The organism is Bacillus sp. FSL R7-0685, assembly GCF_038002425.1.
GTDB classification, from domain to species: Bacteria; Bacillota; Bacilli; order Bacillales; family Bacillaceae; genus Bacillus; species Bacillus subtilis.
Genome location: NZ_JBBOCN010000001.1, coordinates 2,496,877 through 2,515,105 on the forward strand (window position 1 = coordinate 2,496,877; position 18,229 = coordinate 2,515,105).

An 18,229-nucleotide genomic window follows, 5' to 3' on the forward strand; every position below is an offset into this window, starting at 1 on the left:
CGGTACATTTTAATGCACCGATTTTTTAGGTTAAGAAGACAAACGCATGTGTTCAGTTATTTCATCCTCAACCACACGGACAAACTGTCCTTCGTTGTAAGGATAACCTGCTTTTAGGATTTTGACTTTTACGATTTTGCCGATCATATCTTCCGTGCCTTTGAAAACAACCTTCATATAGTTGTCTGTGTAACCGACAAACATGTTCTCTTCTTCTGTTTCTTTATAGGCTTCCTCAGGAATAATCTCAAGCACTTCATTTTCATACTGAGAAGCGTATTCTTTTGCAAGCTGGTCAGAAAGAGCAATCAGGCGGTGCACACGTTCGTTTTTCACGTTTTCATCCACTTGGTCTTCCATTCGCGCAGCTGGTGTTCCTGTACGTTTACTGTAAGGGAAAACATGCAGTTCAGAGAATTTATGTTCTTTAATAAAGTTATAGGTTTCCATAAATTCTTCTTCTGTTTCTCCAGGGAATCCGACGATGACATCAGAAGTAACAGCTAAGCCTGGCAGTGCTTTTTTCAATTTATTTAAACGGTCTGCAAAGAATTCCATTGTATATTTGCGTCTCATCCGTTTAAGCACTGTGTTTGATCCGGATTGGATCGGAATATGCAAATGATTCACTATCTTATCTGAGCGGTCTAAGACCTCGATCACTTCGTCAGTGATTTGGCTGGCTTCGATTGAAGAAATTCTGATCCGTTTCACGCCTTCCACACGGGTGTCTAATTCGCTCAAAAGCTTCGCGAAGTTGTAATCTTTCATATCTTCGCCGTAGCCGCCTGTATGAATACCCGTAAGAACAATTTCCTTATATCCGGCATCAACAAGCTGCTGCGCTTGTTTAATGACTTCTTCAGGGTCGCGGGAGCGGAGCAGGCCGCGCGCCCACGGAATGATACAGAATGTGCAGAAATTATTGCAACCCTCCTGTATTTTCAATGACGCTCTTGTGCGGTCCGTGAAAGCAGGCACATCAAGCTCTTCATATACTCTTGCTTTCATGATGTTGCTGACGCCATTAATCGGCTGGCGTTCTTCTCGGTATTGGTCAATGTAGCCAAGCATTTTTTCACGGTCCTGTGTTCCAACTACAATGTCGACACCGGGGATCGCCATAATCTCAGCAGGTGAGGTTTGCGCGTAGCAGCCTGTGACACAGATGACACCGTCAGGATTTTGACGAATGGCGCGTCTGATCACTTGGCGGCTTTTTTTATCTCCCGTATTTGTAACCGTACATGTATTAATGACATATACATCAGCTGTTTGTTCAAAGTCTCTTCTTTCATAGCCCGCTTCTTTGAAAAGCTGCCAGATTGCTTCTGTTTCATAATGGTTGACTTTACAGCCAAGCGTATGGAAAGCAACAGTTGCCATTACTGATCACCTCTTAATAACTCTGTTTGATAAGAAATCGCGCTCAACGCGTATAGCGGAGCGGTTTCTGTCCTTAAAATTCTCGGTCCAAGGCCGCACGGCACACCGTCTTGCTCTGTGAGCCGTTCAACCTCCGCTTCTGTTAAACCGCCTTCGGGACCAAATACGATCAATAGAGATGATCCTTTCGGAAGGCTGCTTACAATCGCGCTGAATGCGCTTATTTCCCCTTGCTTCGATGACTCCTCGTATGCAACGACACATTTATCGAAATCCTGCATCCTTTGAAGAAGCTGCTGAAAAGAATGGACATCCATCACTCGCGGCACTTCGTTACGGTATGATTGCTCAGCCGCTTCCTTTGCAATTTTCGTCCATCTTTCCCGCTTTTTCTTTGCCTTTTTGTCATCCAGCTTGACAACAGAACGCGCGGCTTGGAAAGGAATAAAGGCATGAGCTCCGAGCTCAGTCCCCTTTTGGATAACCCATTCAAGCTTATCTCCTTTCGGAAGGCCGCTCGCAATATAGACCTTTATCGGAAGCTCTCTGTTTTCATTCGTCCATTCTATCACAAGGCAGGACACTTTATCTTTGGAAACAGATTGAAGTTCACATTTTGCCTCGAAGCCGTCTTGAGAGCAGCAGATAATCTGATCTCCCTCATTCATTCTCATCACGTTCACAATATGATGAACTTCTTCGCCGGTAATCGAAAAAGCCGGCGCTTCCTCTATTTGCTGCTTCGTGAGCTCGATAAAATATCGTTGCATACGCTGTGACACCTACTAACTGTTATTTTTTCGCAATAATGCTGACCCAATCTTCCATTGAAAGGATTTCTACAATGGTAAAGCCAGCTTGTTCCAGTGCTTCTTTTACTTCTTGTTTTTTATGACCGATGATTCCTGACGTAATAAAGTGTCCGCCTTCTTTTAACAGGCTGTACGCTTGTGAAGTAAAGCGAAGAATGACTTCAGCCAAAATGTTGGCCACAATTACATCATGTTCCCCTTCAATCCCGTCTAACAAATTGTTTTGCTTCACTTGAGCAATATCGCTGACTTTGTTCAGCTTGAGATTGAGGCGTGCACTTTCTACAGCCACGGGATCAAGATCGTAGGCATGAACCGATTCAGCCTCAAGCATTGCAGCCGCAATACTTAAAATTCCCGAACCAGTGCCGACATCAATCACCTTATCACCCTTTTGCACAAAGCGTTCAAGCGCCTGAATGCAGAGTACGGTTGTCGGATGTGTCCCTGTGCCGAAAGCCATTCCCGGGTCCATTTCAATAATCAGTTCATCAGTATGGACCGGCGTATATTCCTCCCACGTCGGCACAATTGTAAACTTTTCAGAAATTTTCACAGGATGATAATACTTTTTCCAGGCAGTCGCCCACTCTTCTTCATTTACTTCAGAAATAGTGATGTGGTTTCTGCCCAAATCAATATTGTAAAGAAGGAGATTATTAATCGTTTCTTTGATGCCGTCTACAGTTTCGCCCAGAAAACTGTTAACCGGCAGATATGCTTTGACAATGACACCCTCATCTGGGTAATCATTGGGGTCGAGCTGGTAGATTTCCCCGTACACATTCTCACGTTCTTTAATTAAATCAAGCGGGTCCTCTATCACAACCCCACTTGCACCAGCTTCATGCAATATATTTGAGATAGGTTCGACCGCTTCATGTGTTGTGTGAATGCTTAATTCGGACCATTTCAAAACTACCAACTCCTCATCCAATAATTAATCGCCTTTAAACGCGCGTTTTACCTTGTCAAAGAAACTCATTTCCTGTTCATCAGGCAGGTTTCCGCTGACTTCGGCAAATTCGCGGATAATGTCTTTTTGTTTATCTGTCAGATTTGTCGGCGTAACGACGCGGACGACGATATGCTGGTCACCCTGTCCATAGCCTCTGACATTTTGAACGCCTTTGCCTCTTAATCTGAATTTCGTTCCTGTTTGTGTACCGGCCGGAATTTTCAATTTCACTTTTCCATGCAGCGTCGGCACTTCTACCTCATCTCCAAGAGCAGCCTGAGCAAACGTTAACGGCATTTCACAGTAAATATCATCGCCGTCACGCTCGAAGAACTCGTGTGCGCGTACATGGAACACGACAAATAAATCCCCGGCAGGGCCGCCGTTTATTCCTGGTTCACCCTGTCCCGAGAGACGAAGCTGCTGCCCGTCATCTACACCGGCTGGAATTGTCACGTTGATTTTCTTGCGTTTTTTGATTTTTCCTTTGCCGCCGCAGTCCGCACATTTGTTTTTAATGATTTTGCCTGTTCCTTCACAGTGGTGGCAGACCCGTCTGTTAACGACTTTTCCAAACGGTGTATTTTGCTCCACGTTTAACTGGCCGGAGCCTCCGCAGTGGGAGCATGTTTCTGGATTTGTGCCAGGTTTCGCACCTGAGCCTTTACATGTCTCGCACGTTTCCTCGCGGGGAATTTCGATAGTTGTTTCTTTACCGAAAGCCGCATCCTCAAACGACAGGGTCATCGTATACTGTAAATCAGCACCCTGGCGCGGAGCGTTTGGATCTCTCCGTCTTGTGCCTCCGCCGAAAATACTTGAGAAAATATCATCGAAACCAAAACCGCCGAAATCGCCGCCGCCAAAACCTCCGCCGCCGAAGCCTTGGTTAGGGTCAGTGTGACCAAATTGATCGTAATGCGCACGTTTTTGGTCATCTGACAGCGTTTCGTACGCTTCTTTTACCTCTTTAAATTTTTCATCTGATCCGGCTTCTTTGTTAATATCAGGATGATATTTTTTTGACAGCTTCCGATAAGCTTTTTTAATTTCATCCTTTGAAGCGCTCTTACTTACTCCCAGCACTTCATAGTAATCACGCTTACTCATCTCGCTTCACTCTCCCGAATTTCTCACATAAATTAGATTGTATCATTTTGAATTATGATTTTTCAATTCCTTTTATCCCGGGCAAGAAAAAAAGTCAAAGCCAAGAGATGCCTGACTTTGACTTTCTAATCATTGAATCAGATTATGAAATGTGTTCTTTTCGGTCAGCTCCGGAAGCGGGGCTGACACTAAAAAGAACTTATTTTTTGTTTTGGTCGTCGTTTACTTCTTCGTATTCAGCGTCGACAACGTTGTCATCCGCTTTGCCTTCAGCGTTTGCTCCGCCTTGAGCTTGCTGTGCTTTAGCAGCTTCTTCATAAAGCTTCATAGAAAGCTCTTGAACGATTGTTTGAAGCTCATCTTTTTTCGCTTTGATCTCTTCAAATTCGTTTTTCTCAATCGCTGCTTTTAAAGCATCTTTGGCATCGTTGGCTTTTTTCACTTGTTCTTCGTCTACTTTGCCTTCAAGATCTTTTAATGTTTTCTCAGTTTGGAAAACAAGCTGATCTGCTTCGTTGCGGACTTCGATTTCTTCTTTTTTCTTCGCATCAGCGTCAGCATTTTCTTCCGCTTCTTTTACCATGCGTTCGATCTCTTCATCAGAAAGACCTGAAGAAGATTTAATTGTAATGTTTTGTTCTTTTCCTGTGCCTAAGTCTTTTGCTCTTACGTTTACGATACCGTTTTTGTCAATATCGAAAGAAACTTCGATTTGAGGCACGCCGCGCGGTGCTGGCGGGATATCAGTAAGCTGGAAGCGGCCGAGTGTTTTGTTGTCGGCAGACATTGGGCGCTCACCTTGAAGAACATGGATATCAACAGCTGTTTGGTTATCAGCAGCAGTTGAGAACACTTGAGATTTGCTTGTTGGGATCGTCGTGTTGCGGTCGATCAGTTTTGTAAACACGCCGCCCATTGTTTCGATACCGAGAGAAAGCGGTGTAACGTCAAGAAGAACAACATCTTTTACGTCACCTGTGATAACGCCGCCCTGAATCGCAGCACCAAGCGCTACAACTTCATCCGGGTTTACGCCTTTATGCGCTTCTTTTCCAGTTTCTTTTTTGATTGCTTCTTGTACGGCAGGGATACGAGTTGATCCGCCGACAAGGATGACTTTGTCGATTTCGCTTGCAGAAAGTCCTGCATCTTGAAGCGCTTGACGGACAGGACCCATTGTGCGCTCTACTAAATGAGAAGAAAGCTCTTCGAATTTAGCGCGAGTTAATGTAAGTTCAAGGTGAAGCGGTCCTGCTTCTCCAGCTGTGATAAACGGTAAAGAAATTTGCGTAGAAGATACGCCGGAAAGATCTTTTTTCGCTTTTTCAGCTGCGTCTTTCAAACGCTGAAGCGCCATTTTGTCTTTTGACAAATCAATGCCGTTTTCTTTTTTGAATTCAGACACAAGATGATCGATGATAACTTGGTCAAAATCGTCCCCACCCAGACGGTTGTCGCCGGCAGTTGAACGAACTTCGAATACACCGTCGCCAAGCTCAAGGATGGAAACGTCGAATGTACCGCCGCCAAGGTCGTATACTAGGATCGTTTGATCTTCATCTGTTTTATCAAGTCCGTATGCAAGCGCTGCTGCAGTCGGCTCGTTGATGATACGTTCTACTTCAAGACCTGCAATTTTACCAGCGTCTTTTGTTGCTTGACGCTCAGCATCGTTAAAGTATGCAGGAACTGTGATAACTGCTTTTGATACTGTTTCGCCAAGATAGCTTTCAGCGTATGATTTAAGGTGTTGAAGGATGATAGCAGACACTTCTTGTGGAGTGTAATCCTTTCCTTCAATTTCAACTTTATAATCAGTACCCATATGACGTTTGATAGACATAATTGTGTTAGGGTTTGTAATAGATTGGCGTTTAGCCACTTCCCCTACTTGACGTTCGCCGTTTTTAAATGCAACAACTGATGGCGTTGTGCGGTTTCCTTCAGCGTTAGCAATAACTTTAGGCTCGCCGCCTTCAAGCACTGCCACACATGAGTTTGTTGTTCCTAAGTCGATTCCGATAACTTTACTCACTTGAATAACCTCCTGCTATGTAATTATTGATTCACTTTGACCATGGAAGGGCGAATGACGCGATCCTTCAGCTTATAGCCTTTTTGCATTTCCTCAACAACAATGTTGGAGCCGTAGTTTTCGTCTTCAGCCTGCATAACAGCTTGGTGCAGATTAGGATCAAATTCCTGCCCTACAGCTTCGATGGCTTCGACGCCTTCTTTTTTCAAGGCTTCTACGAGCTGACGGTGGACCATTTCCATTCCCTGGAGCAAACTTTTCGTCTGTTCATTGTCGGCTTCAACCTGAAGCGCTCGTTCAAAGCTGTCAAGAGCCGGCAGTAAATCAGTCACGATATTTTGAGAACGGTATTTTTGGGACGCTTCCATCTCTAAACGGCTGCGTCGTTTATAGTTTTCAAAGTCTGCTTGAACACGCAAAAGTTTGTTTTCTTTTTCCTCAAGCAAACCTTGCAATTCGTTAATTTGGTTTTGAAGAAGTTCGCTTTCATTTGTTTCTTCCTGCTGTTCATCAGCGGCAGCTTGTTCTTCAATGATTTCTTGCTCTTCTGTTTCGTTTTGTTCAACGGTTTGTTTTTCTTCTGACATTGTGTTCACCTCCCTCAAAGTGTAAGGAGAAGGACAGGTGCTGCCCTTCGATAAAATTTGCCAAAATTCCCTTATTCATCATACAGACTTGTTAATGCTTTTGACAAGTCCGAAGTCACATGCTGAAGCAGGCTGACAACCCTGGAATAATTCATGCGGGTCGGGCCGATAATCGCAATTGAGCCGATCTGCTTCTGGTCTACGGAATAAGAAGCCGTAATCAGACTGCAATTTTCCATCTCTTCATAGTCGTTTTCTTTTCCGATTTTAATCGAAATTCCCGTGTGCGGGGATTGAACCAGCTTTAAAACATCCTGTTCTTTCTCAATTAATGAAAGCAGCGACCGAACTCGGGTGATATCATGGAACTCAGGCTGGTTCAGCATATTGATTTTCCCGCCAAAAAACAACTTTTCAACGTGATTTGTGGAATGAAAGGTTGAACGAAGCGCGTCGAGTATATTGTCATAGTTCTTAATGTGCTGTCTTAGGTACATGACAACTTCCTTAAATATGCGCTCATTCAGTTCATCCATTGGAACGCCGCTTAATCGGTCGTTCAGTATATTGACCAGTTTTTCAATATCAGACAGATCCATTTTGGTCGGAAAGTTAATCGTTTTGTTTTCCACATGCCCCGTATTGGTAACGAGAATCGCTACCGCCATATCAGGCTGAATCGGAATGATTTGAATCTGTTTAAGGTAATTCTCACTCAGCTTCGGCCCGAGTACGATGGATGTGTAATTCGTCAGATCGGACAAAATTTGCGCTGATTTTTGAACTGTCTTCTCCAGCTCGAAAATTTTCTCTTTGAAGATCGAGTGGATTTGGTCCAGGTCGCTTTTCGTCAGTTTGACGGGTGACAGCAAATGGTCAACATAGTACCGATACCCTTTTTCTGACGGAACACGTCCTGAGGATGAATGGGTTTTTTCAATAAAGCCCAATTCCTCCAAGTCAGCCATCTCGTTTCTTATTGTTGCAGAGCTAAATGTGATTTCATCTTTTTTCGAAAGAGTTCTTGATCCCACCGGCTGTGCCGATTTAATAAAATCGTTGATTATAACCTGTAGGATCAGCAGCTGACGATTTGTTAACATCATCATCACCTCTGTTAGCACTCTCAATAAGCGAGTGCTAATTCTATAACAAAAGTATCAAACCACAAGAAAAATGTCAATTATAACTCACCCAAAAAAGCGCCAAAAACTTCATTGCCTAATAATTTCCCTTGATGAGTCAAATAAACGGCAGACTCCGAATTGTGAATCAGCCCTTTTTCAGCGAGGTCTTTTAACACGCTTGGGAAAAGTCCATCCAGGGAGCGGCCGTATTTTTCTGCGAATCGTTTTTTGCTGACACCGGCTGTTTTTCTCAAACCTAAAAACATTTCTTCCTCAATCTGTTCTTCTGTTGTCACTTCATGTGTATCTCTGTACGGAAAACCCTTTTCAGCTATCAGGTCAATGTAATGCTTAACAGGTCCAACGTTCACTGTTCGTGTGCCGCCAATATATCCGTGAGCGCCAGCTCCGAAACCGAAATATTGTTCGTTGCTCCAATACGTTAGATTGTGCTTAGATTCCATGCCTGCCTTAGCAAAGTTGCTGATTTCATATTGATGAATGCCGTGAGCTTCCATCTGGCTCATCACCATTTCATACATTTCAGCTTCCTGCTCCTGCGGCGGAAGATGAAGCCGCCCTTTTTGCATCAAATTATAAAATACCGTTTTCGGTTCTACAATAAGGGAGTAAACGGAATAATGCTCGGCGTCCAATGATAAAGCAGTGTTTATGGAATGTTCCAGATGCTTGAGGGTTTGCCCCGGAAGCCCGAACATGAGATCAAGACTGATATTCTCAAAACCGATTTCCCGCGCTCTTTCAAAAGAGGTGAATACATCTTTTTGCTTGTGCACTCGGCCGATTTTTTCTAACAGATCGTCTTCGAACGTTTGCACACCAAAGCTAAGGCGATTTACGCCTGCTTCTTTTAATATTTTTAATTTCTCTGCGGACAAGTCGTCCGGATTCGCTTCAACCGCAAATTCCGATAATTCGCTTGAGGGCTTCAGCACGCGGTTGATCATGTCCATCAGCTTTTTAAGCTGTTCCTCAGACAGGGAGGTCGGCGTGCCTCCTCCGATAAAGATTGTTTTGAGATCAGGCTGCCCGGTTTTTGCTATTGTATTTATCATTTCCTGTTCGAGTGCGTTTAAATACTCGTCGACTGGCTGACTTTGAATAAAATATTTATTGAAATCGCAGTAGTGGCAAATATGCTCACAAAATGGGATATGGATATAAGCTGATTTCAACGGATTCACCTTCTTTACAGAAAGAAGCCGCAGTACAAGACTGCGGCGGCTTCTATTGTTTTTTCGGACTGTCGTCCATTTTCAGAACTGCCATAAATGCTTCTTGCGGCACTTCAACTGAGCCGACCTGCTTCATCCGGCGTTTTCCTTCTTTTTGTTTTTCAAGAAGTTTCCGTTTACGCGAGATGTCCCCTCCGTAACATTTAGCCAATACGTTTTTACGCATTGCTTTTATGGTGGAGCGGGCCACGATTTTCTGGCCGATTGCGGCTTGTACCGGAACTTCAAACTGCTGGCGCGGAATGAGTTCTTTCAGTTTTTCAACGATCACTTTTCCGCGTTCATATGCGTAATCACGATGCACGATAAAGGAAAGGGCATCGATTTTTTCACCATTCAGCATAATGTCCATTTTCACAAGCTTGGACGGTTTGTAGCCGATCAGTTCATAATCAAAGGACGCATAGCCTTTAGTGCTTGATTTCAGCTGGTCAAAAAACTCATATACGATTTCCGCTAATGGCATATCATAAATGATGCTGACACGGTTTGCGTCTAAATACTGCATGTCAATGAAATTGCCGCGTTTTCCTTGGCAAAGCTCCATTACAGCGCCGACATAGTCATTCGGCACCATCATCGTCGCTTTTACGTATGGCTCCTCAACCCTTTCGATCTTTTGAGGATCCGGCATGTTGGACGGGTTATCGACAACGACCTTTTCGCCGTCTGTCATATACACGTCATAGATAACGCTTGGCGCTGTCGTAATCAGGTCGATGTTGAACTCACGCTCAATTCGCTCCTGAATGATCTCCATGTGAAGCATGCCTAAAAATCCGCAGCGGAACCCGAATCCAAGCGCTTGCGAAGTTTCCGCTTCATATTGAAGGGAGGAATCATTCAGCTCAAGCTTTTCAAGAGCTTCCCTTAAATCATTATACTTCGCTGTATCAATCGGATACAAACCACAGTACACCATCGGGTTTAGCTTGCGGTATCCCGGCAGCGCTTCTTCTGCAGGATTGGCAGCGCTCGTTATTGTATCACCGACACGTGTGTCACCGACATTTTTGATTGAGGCAGTCAGGAAGCCTACATCACCGACCGTCAGTTCATTTGTCGGAGTTGCTTTCGGCGTGAACACGCCCACCTCTGTTACTTCGAATTCTTTCCCGGTTGCCATCATTTTGATTTTTTGTCCCGGCTTTACCGTTCCTTCAACGACTCTGATATAAGCCACGACACCGCGGTAGGCGTCATAAAGCGAGTCGAAGATCAGCGCTTTGAGCGGCGCCTCCGGATCTCCGGTCGGAGCTGGCACCTTTTCTACGATTTGTTCTAAAATCTCCTCAATCCCGATACCGGCTTTTGCTGAAGCAAGCACGGCTTCTGATGCGTCAAGGCCGATAACGTCTTCTACCTCTTGGCGCACACGTTCGGGCTCGGCGCTCGGAAGGTCGATTTTATTGATGACCGGAAGGATTTCAAGATCGTTGTCAAGCGCTAAGTAGACATTGGCGAGCGTCTGCGCTTCAATCCCCTGGGCTGCATCCACGACAAGAATCGCTCCCTCGCAGGCAGCAAGGCTTCGGGATACTTCATACGTGAAGTCGACGTGTCCCGGCGTATCGATTAGATGAAAGATATATTCTTCTCCGTCTTTTGCTTTATATTTAAGCTGAACAGAGTTTAATTTAATGGTTATGCCCCGCTCACGTTCAAGATCCATAGAATCGAGCAATTGTTCTTTCATTTCTCGTTGAGTGATTGCCGACGTTTTTTCTAAAATACGATCCGCTAAGGTCGATTTTCCGTGGTCAATATGGGCAATGATAGAGAAATTCCGTATTCTCGATTGCCTCTCTAAACGCTTTTCTTTATCTGTCACAATCTATCACTCCTACTATTAAACGCAAAATACACTAGCTTAGATTATATCAATAGGATTGTAAAGATTCAATGTAAAACAAGAAAGAGAAAAGTTCCCTATCATATCTGGGCTGCTTTTCTCTTTCACGTACTTATTGATTCATATCCCGTATCCATTCATACATTGACTGGGCAGTATTGGTTACGGTGTCCGAAAGCGCTTTTCCGGCTTTTGAAAACATATTGAATGTCTCCACCTTTTCCAGCTCTTTTTGTTTTTCTTCTAAATCTTTTGCCGTGACTGTTTCTCCTAGGATTGAGGCTTCTTTTTCATTATCTTTTCCGTCGGTGAGCGTAAACGCCCCCTTCAGTGAAGAGTCATGATAGCCTTTCATACTCAGCATCCCGTTGTTTGCCTGCTGCATGCCGAACAGAACGCCTAAAAACATGATCGTGACAAGCAGTAAGCACTTTCCAAAGTATGCAATCAAATCAACCACCTATTTCTTATTGTTTTTTCGTCTCCCCGCTCGCTGCGTTGACCTTTTCAGCATCCCAGTACATTTCGCTGAATACGTCCGCGGCCGCGTTAGCCGCACGCTGCAGCTCTTCGAGATTATTATCCACTCCGCCAAACTCGAGCAAAAGCGCTCTATCGGTTAAATCCTGATTGTAAACACCATTATCGCCTGGCGAGCCTTTGGAAAAGACACCTGTGCTAAGTCCGGGGTATTTTTTCTCCATCAGTTTATGAAGCTCACTCGCAATTTTATAGTTTTCTTCGAAGTTTTTGCTTTTTTTCCCGACGACAAAGGCTACCCTGGCATAGCTTTTCCCTTTAATCGTTGCGGTTGTGTCTTTTTTGCGCCGAGAGTCTCTGTGGATGTCAATGATATATTGCAGATTTTTGTTTGAAGCGAGGGCGTCTTTCACGACCGGCCTTGATTCATCATAGGACCTGGCATAGTTTAAGCCTTTTTTATTTAATTTTGACTGTATATCGGTTTTATTCACTGTGGCTCCGATTCCCTGGGATTCAAGCGCTTGTCCGAACATATCTCCTACAAGCGTGACGTTGGCTTTAGAATGGCGCGCCATGTCAGGATCGGACTCGCCTTTTAATAGAGGGAGATATGATTCCGTATTGTGCGTGTGATAGATAAACACGACCTTTTTATCACCTGTTGTTTGTTTCGGCGGATCTTTTTGCGCATTATCTGATTGCGTTTGCTGTTTTTCAATCTCTGCCAAATTCGCTTCTCTTTCTTCCTCCATCACCTTAGACGGCGGCGGCGATTCCGCAGGCATATTCGTATAATCCGTTCCTTGTCCAGCTAACAAAATCTCGGTATCAAATTGTGCAAATCCTGGAAGCTCCCGACCGAGAAAGCTCCGCGGATCTTCGAGGTTAATGCTCGTCGCCAGCTTTAAAGAAAGACGAGAAAGATGAAATGAGCTGTCTGTTTGAGAGAGGTCAGAAGCGAAATAATGGTTTTCCATCCGCAGCAAATGTGCAAATACGTCACCCGGCAATTCTTCAGCAATCCCATAAAAAGAGTCAGACGACGGCCTAAGTTCCGGCCGGAGAGACGTCAGCACACCGGATAGAACAAAAATCACGATAAGGCTTACCATAAATAGAAAGATGGCTTTTACCGCTTTCCCTCCATTTACCGCAACAACAATCTGTCTGTTTCTGCGTTTATTTCTCATTGAATCCCTCCAGCGCTTGTCTAGTAATTACTCTATGAACAAGCTAGAGGAAGTAGAACTGTTTAGTGATTGTAGGAGCCTTTGTTTTCTTGTGACACTTTTTCATGAAGCGCTGTGTTTAATCCGTTCGCTAAAACATTTGCCATATCGTCGATAAATGAATCGACTTCCTTCGGTGTAACCATTAAGTTGTGCCCTAAAGGCGAAAGCACCTCGTGAATGAGCTGCCGTTTTTCATCTTCTTGAAGGGTTCCGACAATACCTAGGAACGATTGGCGCTGCTTTTGATCGGGAAGATCTTCTTCAGTGAGCACTTTCTTTTTCCCAAACGTCATGCCTGCCGGAACAAGCGATCTTGATGGCCTGTTATCCTTCATTTCTCTGCCAAAATGTTTTAATATGTAGTCCACCGTGTCGCTGGCAATTGTCACGGCATCAACTACTGTCGGAACACCGATAGCAATCACCGGAACACCAAGCGTGTCTTTGCTTAAATCTTTTCGTTTATTCCCCACTCCAGATCCCGGGTGAATGCCTGTATCCGATATTTGAATGGTTGTGTTGACCCTTTCCACCGCCCGCGCCGCCAACGCATCAATGGCGATGACAAAATCAGGCTTCGATTGCTCAATCACACCTTTAATAATGTCACTTGTTTCGATTCCTGTTATCCCCATTACACCCGGTGCAAAAGCACTGACAGGCCTGTACCCCTCCTGTACGTTTTCCGGCTGAAGCTTAAACAAGTGCCTTGTTACCAACAGATTTTCTACTGCCATCGGCCCAAGCGCATCAGGTGTCACGTTCCAGTTGCCGAGCCCAACGATCAAACAGCTCGCATCTTTTGAGATATTAAGGTTTTCAAGAAAAGCTGAGAATTCCTCCGCAAAGACAGCAGAGACCTTCTCCTGCATTTCCGAATCATTCTCCCTGATTCCCTGTGCTTCAAGCGTTAAATAGCGCCCTTCTTTTTTTCCCGAAAGCTCTGCGCCTTCCTTTGTAACATCAACTGTGCGGATTTTAATGCCGCCGTGATCACGCTCTTTTTCAATAAAGCCTTTAATTTCTTTTGTCGGCACAGCCTGCTGATTGGCCATTGCTTCCTTCGTTTCCACTGCCAAATCGGTACGTATCAAATACTGATTCACATCCAGCTCACTCTTTTTCATACAGGGGCCTCCTTCACATTAAGTACCTATATTGTTGCCATTTGCTGAATGAATCATGCTAAAAAGAGAACCTTCAATGAAAAATACTTTACATTTATATTGCAATCTAAAGGTGTGTTTGATAGAATACAATTTGTTCTATTGTGAAGAAGATTTAACCTTAAGACACTGTGCTACAGGTTGTATCTTAGGAGGTGAAACACATGCCAAACATTAAATCAGCGATTAAACGTACAAAAACAAACAACGAACGCCGCGTTCATAACGCGACAATCAAATCTGCTATGCGTACTGCAATCAAACAAGTTGAAGCTTCTGTTGCCAACAACGAAGCTGACAAAGCGAAAACTGCTCTTACTGAAGCAGCTAAACGTATTGATAAAGCAGTGAAAACAGGTCTTGTACACAAAAATACCGCAGCTCGATACAAATCAAGACTAGCGAAAAAAGTGAACGGACTTTCTGCATAATATAAAAACGATCCTCAATAATGGGGATCGTTTTTTTCATTTCTTTTTAACAGCTGTAAAAGGAACAGTTCGAGCAGGAGCTGCTTGTCCTTTTTCCCGGTTTTCATCTCATAGTCCATGACAGCAAGCTGTTCAATAATTGAACGGAGCTCCTCCTCTGAAAAAAGCCTTGCTTGATCCATCGCCAGCTTTACCCGAAATGGGTGAACTTTTAGATTAGAAGCTATTTGTTTTTGTCCGTATCCCTGTTCCGCGAAGTATTTTGTCTGAAGAATCAGCCGGAACTGGTTCGAAATAAGCGCCATAATTTTGATCGGTTCTTCATTTTGTTTAAGCAAATCATAAAAAATTTGCAGACTCTCAGTTCGTTTTCGGTTGACGATTTTATTGATCAGCTCAAAAATATTTTGTTCAAGGCTTCTAGCAACAAGCATTTTCACATCATCCAGCGTAATTTCTTCACGATCTCCAATAAACGTGCAGAGCTTTTGAATCTCCTGAAAAATCGATGACAGATGCCCGTTCACAAGCAGAACCAAATGCTCCGCCGCTTCCGTGCCGATTGTTTTCTGCTCTGTTTTTGCAAGGTTGACAGTAAAGTCTGTCGTTTCCTTTGCGTTTAATTCCTTCGCCTCCATCATAAACGCGTGCTTCTTTAACGCTTTCGTCAGCTTTTTCCGCTCATCAAGCTTTTCATACGGAGCAAGCAGGACAAAGACTGTGTAAGGAGTAGGTGATTGTATATATGATTCAAGCGCACTGACGTTGTGCTCAATTTTTTCTTTTTTCTTTTCACCTGTTAAAAAATATGGATTTTTCACAATGACAAGACGCCGCTCCCCCATAAACGGAAACGTTTCAGCATCTGCAATTGCTTGATCCAGCGGGTCCTCTTCCAGATCAAAAACGGATAGATTGAAATCCTTTGTCTCCTGATCAACGACCGTCTGTCTGATCCTGCTGACGGTTTCTTGCAGCAGATATGTCTCTTTTCCGTATAAACAATAAACCGGATGGACCTCTCCTTTTTTCAGGCTTTTCCACACATCAAATACCATTGTTGTACGACTTCCTCTCTTTCATCATCCCCCTCTATCCTAAATTGAGTTTGCAAAATAGTAAAGAGGAAGCCTGACTGCTGCTTCCCCATTTATATTAAACGCCTGTTCGCAAGCCCCCGGGACAGCTTGTAAAAAGGCGATAATCACCAGAACAGAAAACGTTACCTAAGCTTCTAGATTTTTCAAAACGATTCGATTATACTTAAATCAGTCAGGAGGGATAAAGTTGAATGATTTTGAAAAAAACGTTCAAAGCAAACGAAATGATGCTGTAGACTCAGCTGTTGGTTTTGTTGTGTCCTTCGGATTTTTCGCCTTCTTGTTTGTCATGGCAACGGTTATTCACCTGGTTGGTTCATAACAGCGACTGCCCGGGCTGCTGATTTCTCGGCAGTCTTTTTTAGTTCGTCTCTGTTATATCTGATGTATCATATGGAGGATAGACAGAAAAGGTTCCAACTCTGTTTTTGTATCTATATTGGATCGTTCCGTTTTGATCTGTTCGCAGCACGCGGATAGAATGTCTCTGTAATAGTTGCAGAACTTTTTGATGAGGATGATGGTACCGATTGTTTTTCCCGGCTGAGATAATGGCCGTTTTCGGCTGAAGCTGTTGGATGAATTCTTCACCGGTAGAGCCTTTGCTCCCATGGTGCCCCACCTTTAAGACATCTGCTTTAATATTTGGAAACACGTCCATCACCTCCTGTTCCCCTTCTTTCTCCAGATCACCCGTCAAAATCCAGCTCAGAACGCCCGTCTCCATCCACAGAACGAGAGAGGAATTATTTTTGCTTGCCGGATCAGGTGTTTCAGGTGACAGTACATGGAACTGCAAATCCTTTATTTGCAATACATCGCCTCGCTTCACCTCTTCAATTGTCACTCCCTCTTTTCTGGCTGTCTGCAGCACTTTCTCATCTTTAGGTTCAGAAACGAACCCTTTCGGAATCACGAGGCGCTTTACTTTATGATGCTTCAGCAGAGTCTCCGCCTCTCCGATATGATCTTGGTCAGCGTGCGTCAGAATTAAAGCGTCAAGCTGTTTGATTCCCTTAGCAGTTAAAAACGGAATCAGCACCTTTTCCCCCAGTGAAAACGAATGCTGTTTTTCGCGCCAAGGCTCTGACGAGTAAGACAAAGTGCCGCCGGTATCAATTAAGACACGACCCCGCTGATGCGGAGCACCTACAAACATGCTGTCACCCTGTCCAATATCTATCATATCCACTTCTCCTTCGGAACTAAGACACGGATATATAAAGAGCAGAAACAGCACCGTGCAGCAAATGCCTCCGGTTACCATCAACTGCGACAAGGAGCGTTTTTCAATCGCCATAAGCAATAGGATGATCGCAACCGTGAATAAAAAAAGCAAAACAGGTGCAGGATGTGCGATCATAATCGTGAACACATCAACATCTGCAATGTTTGTGATTAGCCTATTGGTCCAGCTTATCAATAAATCAAACCAGCGGAAAAACAATCTCCCAAACGAAGCGGAAAGACTTAATAGAAGAACACCTGCTACAGCTCCCGGCAAAATACAGAAGGTATAAAATGGTACCATCAACATATTCATCGGTACGCTGATGATAGAAAACTGATGAAAATGATACAGGAGAATCGGAAGCGAGCCCAGCTGAGCGATGAGTGATACAATTGTCAGCTGCCCCAAGGAGGTTTTAACCTGATGAAAAATAGAAGAGGATAGAATTAAAGAAAAACTGACGGCGAACGATAGCTGAAAACCGGCTTCAAAGAGATGATAAGGATTGAAGAGCAGAAGGACGATGTATGAAAGACAAATTGCAGTTGCAGAGTGGACACGCCATTTGACAAGGCTTCCAGCTAAGTAAACACCCGACATGAGAGCGGCGCGTAGCACTGAAGGAGCAGCGCCGGTCAACATCACATAGAGCGGCAGAAATAACAGCAACAGAATTGACGCCTTTTCTCTAGTTATACCAAGGCGAATCATGATATAAAACAAACCTGCTGTCAAAATCCCCACGTGGAGTCCTGATATTGCCAAGAGATGGACAACACCAAGCTTTTGATACGCGGTAAGCACTTCATCCTCCACATAAAATCTGTCACCAACTGTAAGTGCCTGTACAATCCCTGCCGAATCAGGAGGCAAAAGGCTGTTTGTGAATGATATGATATGTTTTCTCAAGCTGAGCACCTTGTACTTAAAATTTTCAGGTTCGCTGCAGTTTTGAATAGACGTGACAGAGTAGTTCCAATGAATATGCTGCCGATAAAGATACTCGTTATAATCAAATGCACCCGGCACAGTTGCGTGATTCGGTTCTTCCAATGTACCAGTTAACTCACATGACACTCCTGGTTCTATGTATAACAGCTGTTCTTTTTCACCAGCAGACTGAATGCGATACGCAGCAGCCCATTTTTCCTTATCAGGTGTCTCAACCATCATAGACATACGGTCGCCGTCAATTTTGGGAATAGTGTCAATCACTGCCTTGAATTGATAAGTTCCCTGCCGATAGGAAGAGACATTCTGAGAATCTGTGACTGCATACAGTACAAAAAACAATATAAAAGAGAAGAAACAAACAATAATTAGAAAAGCGTGCCTCGTTTTGATTAAAATGATGAGGAGAAAGAGGATGAAAAGAAAAATAGCGGGGAAATAAGCGGCGGCAGTAATTCCAGCCGTTGCCGAAGCTGCCGCCATAGGCAATAATAAGCGCGAATTACGCATTC

General features: G+C 44.0%; 17 protein-coding genes. 2 read left to right on the forward strand and 15 right to left on the reverse strand.

Going from position 1 to position 18,229, the window contains the following annotated elements; genetic code table 11:
* Positions 1-30: 30 nt before the first annotated feature.
* The 12 genes from mtaB to gpr form a co-directional block, all read right to left on the reverse strand.
* On the reverse strand, positions 31-1,386 hold the full coding sequence (gene mtaB, locus MKY50_RS12995; RefSeq protein WP_014114458.1) for a tRNA (N(6)-L-threonylcarbamoyladenosine(37)-C(2))-methylthiotransferase MtaB: 1,356 nt from the start codon (positions 1,384-1,386) through the stop codon (positions 31-33).
* Positions 1,386-2,156, reverse strand: coding sequence for a 16S rRNA (uracil(1498)-N(3))-methyltransferase (locus MKY50_RS13000; protein WP_341116785.1), 771 nt, complete (start codon positions 2,154-2,156; stop codon positions 1,386-1,388). The genes mtaB and MKY50_RS13000 overlap by 1 nt, the downstream gene beginning before the upstream one ends.
* A 22-nt stretch (positions 2,157-2,178) precedes the next feature.
* A complete protein-coding gene (prmA, locus tag MKY50_RS13005) occupies positions 2,179-3,114 on the reverse strand; it encodes a 50S ribosomal protein L11 methyltransferase (protein WP_004398884.1) in 936 nt (311 codons plus the stop codon).
* A gap of 24 nt (positions 3,115-3,138) precedes the next feature.
* Complete coding sequence (gene dnaJ, locus MKY50_RS13010) at positions 3,139-4,266, reverse strand: molecular chaperone DnaJ (protein ID WP_003230010.1); 1,128 nt, start codon at positions 4,264-4,266, stop codon at positions 3,139-3,141.
* A gap of 199 nt (positions 4,267-4,465) precedes the next feature.
* Positions 4,466-6,301: a molecular chaperone DnaK gene (gene dnaK / locus MKY50_RS13015; RefSeq protein ID WP_004398786.1), complete on the reverse strand. Its 1,836-nt coding sequence runs from the start codon at positions 6,299-6,301 to the stop codon at positions 4,466-4,468.
* 23 nt (positions 6,302-6,324) lie between these two features.
* Positions 6,325-6,888, reverse strand: a complete 564-nt coding sequence (gene grpE, locus MKY50_RS13020) for a nucleotide exchange factor GrpE (protein WP_003230005.1) — start codon at positions 6,886-6,888, stop codon at positions 6,325-6,327.
* 71 nt (positions 6,889-6,959) lie between these two features.
* Positions 6,960-7,991, reverse strand: a complete 1,032-nt coding sequence (gene hrcA, locus MKY50_RS13025; protein WP_003246126.1) for a heat-inducible transcriptional repressor HrcA — start codon at positions 7,989-7,991, stop codon at positions 6,960-6,962.
* 80 nt (positions 7,992-8,071) lie between these two features.
* Entirely contained in the window at positions 8,072-9,211 is a 1,140-nt protein-coding gene (gene hemW, locus MKY50_RS13030; protein WP_029317890.1) for a radical SAM family heme chaperone HemW, read from the reverse strand.
* Between the two features lie 52 nt (positions 9,212-9,263).
* Positions 9,264-11,102 carry a translation elongation factor 4 gene (gene lepA / locus MKY50_RS13035; protein WP_003229999.1) on the reverse strand — a complete coding sequence of 613 codons (1,839 nt, stop codon included), beginning with the start codon at positions 11,100-11,102 and terminating at the stop codon, positions 9,264-9,266.
* A gap of 133 nt (positions 11,103-11,235) precedes the next feature.
* A complete protein-coding gene (locus MKY50_RS13040; RefSeq protein ID WP_341117312.1) occupies positions 11,236-11,574 on the reverse strand; it encodes a YqxA family protein in 339 nt (112 codons plus the stop codon).
* 16 nt (positions 11,575-11,590) lie between these two features.
* On the reverse strand, positions 11,591-12,796 hold the full coding sequence (gene spoIIP / locus MKY50_RS13045; RefSeq protein ID WP_341116788.1) for a spore autolysin SpoIIP: 1,206 nt from the start codon (positions 12,794-12,796) through the stop codon (positions 11,591-11,593).
* Between the two features lie 62 nt (positions 12,797-12,858).
* The gene (gene gpr, locus MKY50_RS13050) at positions 12,859-13,965 is read right to left on the reverse strand and encodes a GPR endopeptidase (protein WP_014480309.1); all 1,107 of its coding nucleotides are present in this window, start codon (positions 13,963-13,965) and stop codon (positions 12,859-12,861) included.
* A gap of 203 nt (positions 13,966-14,168) precedes the next feature.
* On the opposite strand from gpr, the gene rpsT reads away from it, so the two are divergent.
* Positions 14,169-14,435 (forward strand): 30S ribosomal protein S20, encoded by a 267-nt coding sequence (gene rpsT / locus MKY50_RS13055; protein ID WP_003229989.1) that lies wholly within the window; start codon positions 14,169-14,171, stop codon positions 14,433-14,435.
* A 14-nt stretch (positions 14,436-14,449) separates the two neighbouring features.
* Here rpsT and holA read toward each other — a convergent pair whose 3' ends face one another.
* The gene (holA, locus tag MKY50_RS13060; protein ID WP_341116790.1) at positions 14,450-15,493 is read right to left on the reverse strand and encodes a DNA polymerase III subunit delta; all 1,044 of its coding nucleotides are present in this window, start codon (positions 15,491-15,493) and stop codon (positions 14,450-14,452) included.
* Between the two features lie 39 nt (positions 15,494-15,532).
* Entirely contained in the window at positions 15,533-15,646 is a 114-nt protein-coding gene (locus MKY50_RS13065) for a hypothetical protein (protein WP_122060479.1), read from the reverse strand.
* A 76-nt stretch (positions 15,647-15,722) separates the two neighbouring features.
* On the opposite strand from MKY50_RS13065, the gene MKY50_RS13070 reads away from it, so the two are divergent.
* Positions 15,723-15,857: a YqzM family protein gene (locus MKY50_RS13070; protein ID WP_003229983.1), complete on the forward strand. Its 135-nt coding sequence runs from the start codon at positions 15,723-15,725 to the stop codon at positions 15,855-15,857.
* A 39-nt stretch (positions 15,858-15,896) separates the two neighbouring features.
* On the opposite strand, the gene MKY50_RS13075 is transcribed toward MKY50_RS13070, so the two are convergent.
* A complete protein-coding gene (locus MKY50_RS13075) occupies positions 15,897-18,227 on the reverse strand; it encodes a DNA internalization-related competence protein ComEC/Rec2 (RefSeq protein ID WP_341116791.1) in 2,331 nt (776 codons plus the stop codon).
* Positions 18,228-18,229: the final 2 nt, after the last annotated feature.

What these genes read in the sequence shown, in the direction of transcription:
- MKY50_RS13000 (WP_341116785.1), bottom strand. Translation starts at nt 2,156, where the DNA reads ATGCAACGATATTTTATCGAGCTCACGAAGCAGCAAATAGAGGAAGCG.
- rpsT (WP_003229989.1), top strand. Translation starts at nt 14,169, where the DNA reads ATGCCAAACATTAAATCAGCGATTAAACGTACAAAAACAAACAACGAA.
- grpE (WP_003230005.1), bottom strand. Translation starts at nt 6,888, where the DNA reads ATGTCAGAAGAAAAACAAACCGTTGAACAAAACGAAACAGAAGAGCAA.
- hrcA (WP_003246126.1), bottom strand. Translation starts at nt 7,991, where the DNA reads ATGTTAACAAATCGTCAGCTGCTGATCCTACAGGTTATAATCAACGAT.
- holA (WP_341116790.1), bottom strand. Translation starts at nt 15,493, where the DNA reads ATGGTATTTGATGTGTGGAAAAGCCTGAAAAAAGGAGAGGTCCATCCG.
- MKY50_RS13075 (WP_341116791.1), bottom strand. Translation starts at nt 18,227, where the DNA reads ATGCGTAATTCGCGCTTATTATTGCCTATGGCGGCAGCTTCGGCAACG.
- mtaB (WP_014114458.1), bottom strand. Translation starts at nt 1,386, where the DNA reads ATGGCAACTGTTGCTTTCCATACGCTTGGCTGTAAAGTCAACCATTAT.
- gpr (WP_014480309.1), bottom strand. Translation starts at nt 13,965, where the DNA reads ATGAAAAAGAGTGAGCTGGATGTGAATCAGTATTTGATACGTACCGAT.
- spoIIP (WP_341116788.1), bottom strand. Translation starts at nt 12,796, where the DNA reads ATGAGAAATAAACGCAGAAACAGACAGATTGTTGTTGCGGTAAATGGA.
- dnaJ (WP_003230010.1), bottom strand. Translation starts at nt 4,266, where the DNA reads ATGAGTAAGCGTGATTACTATGAAGTGCTGGGAGTAAGTAAGAGCGCT.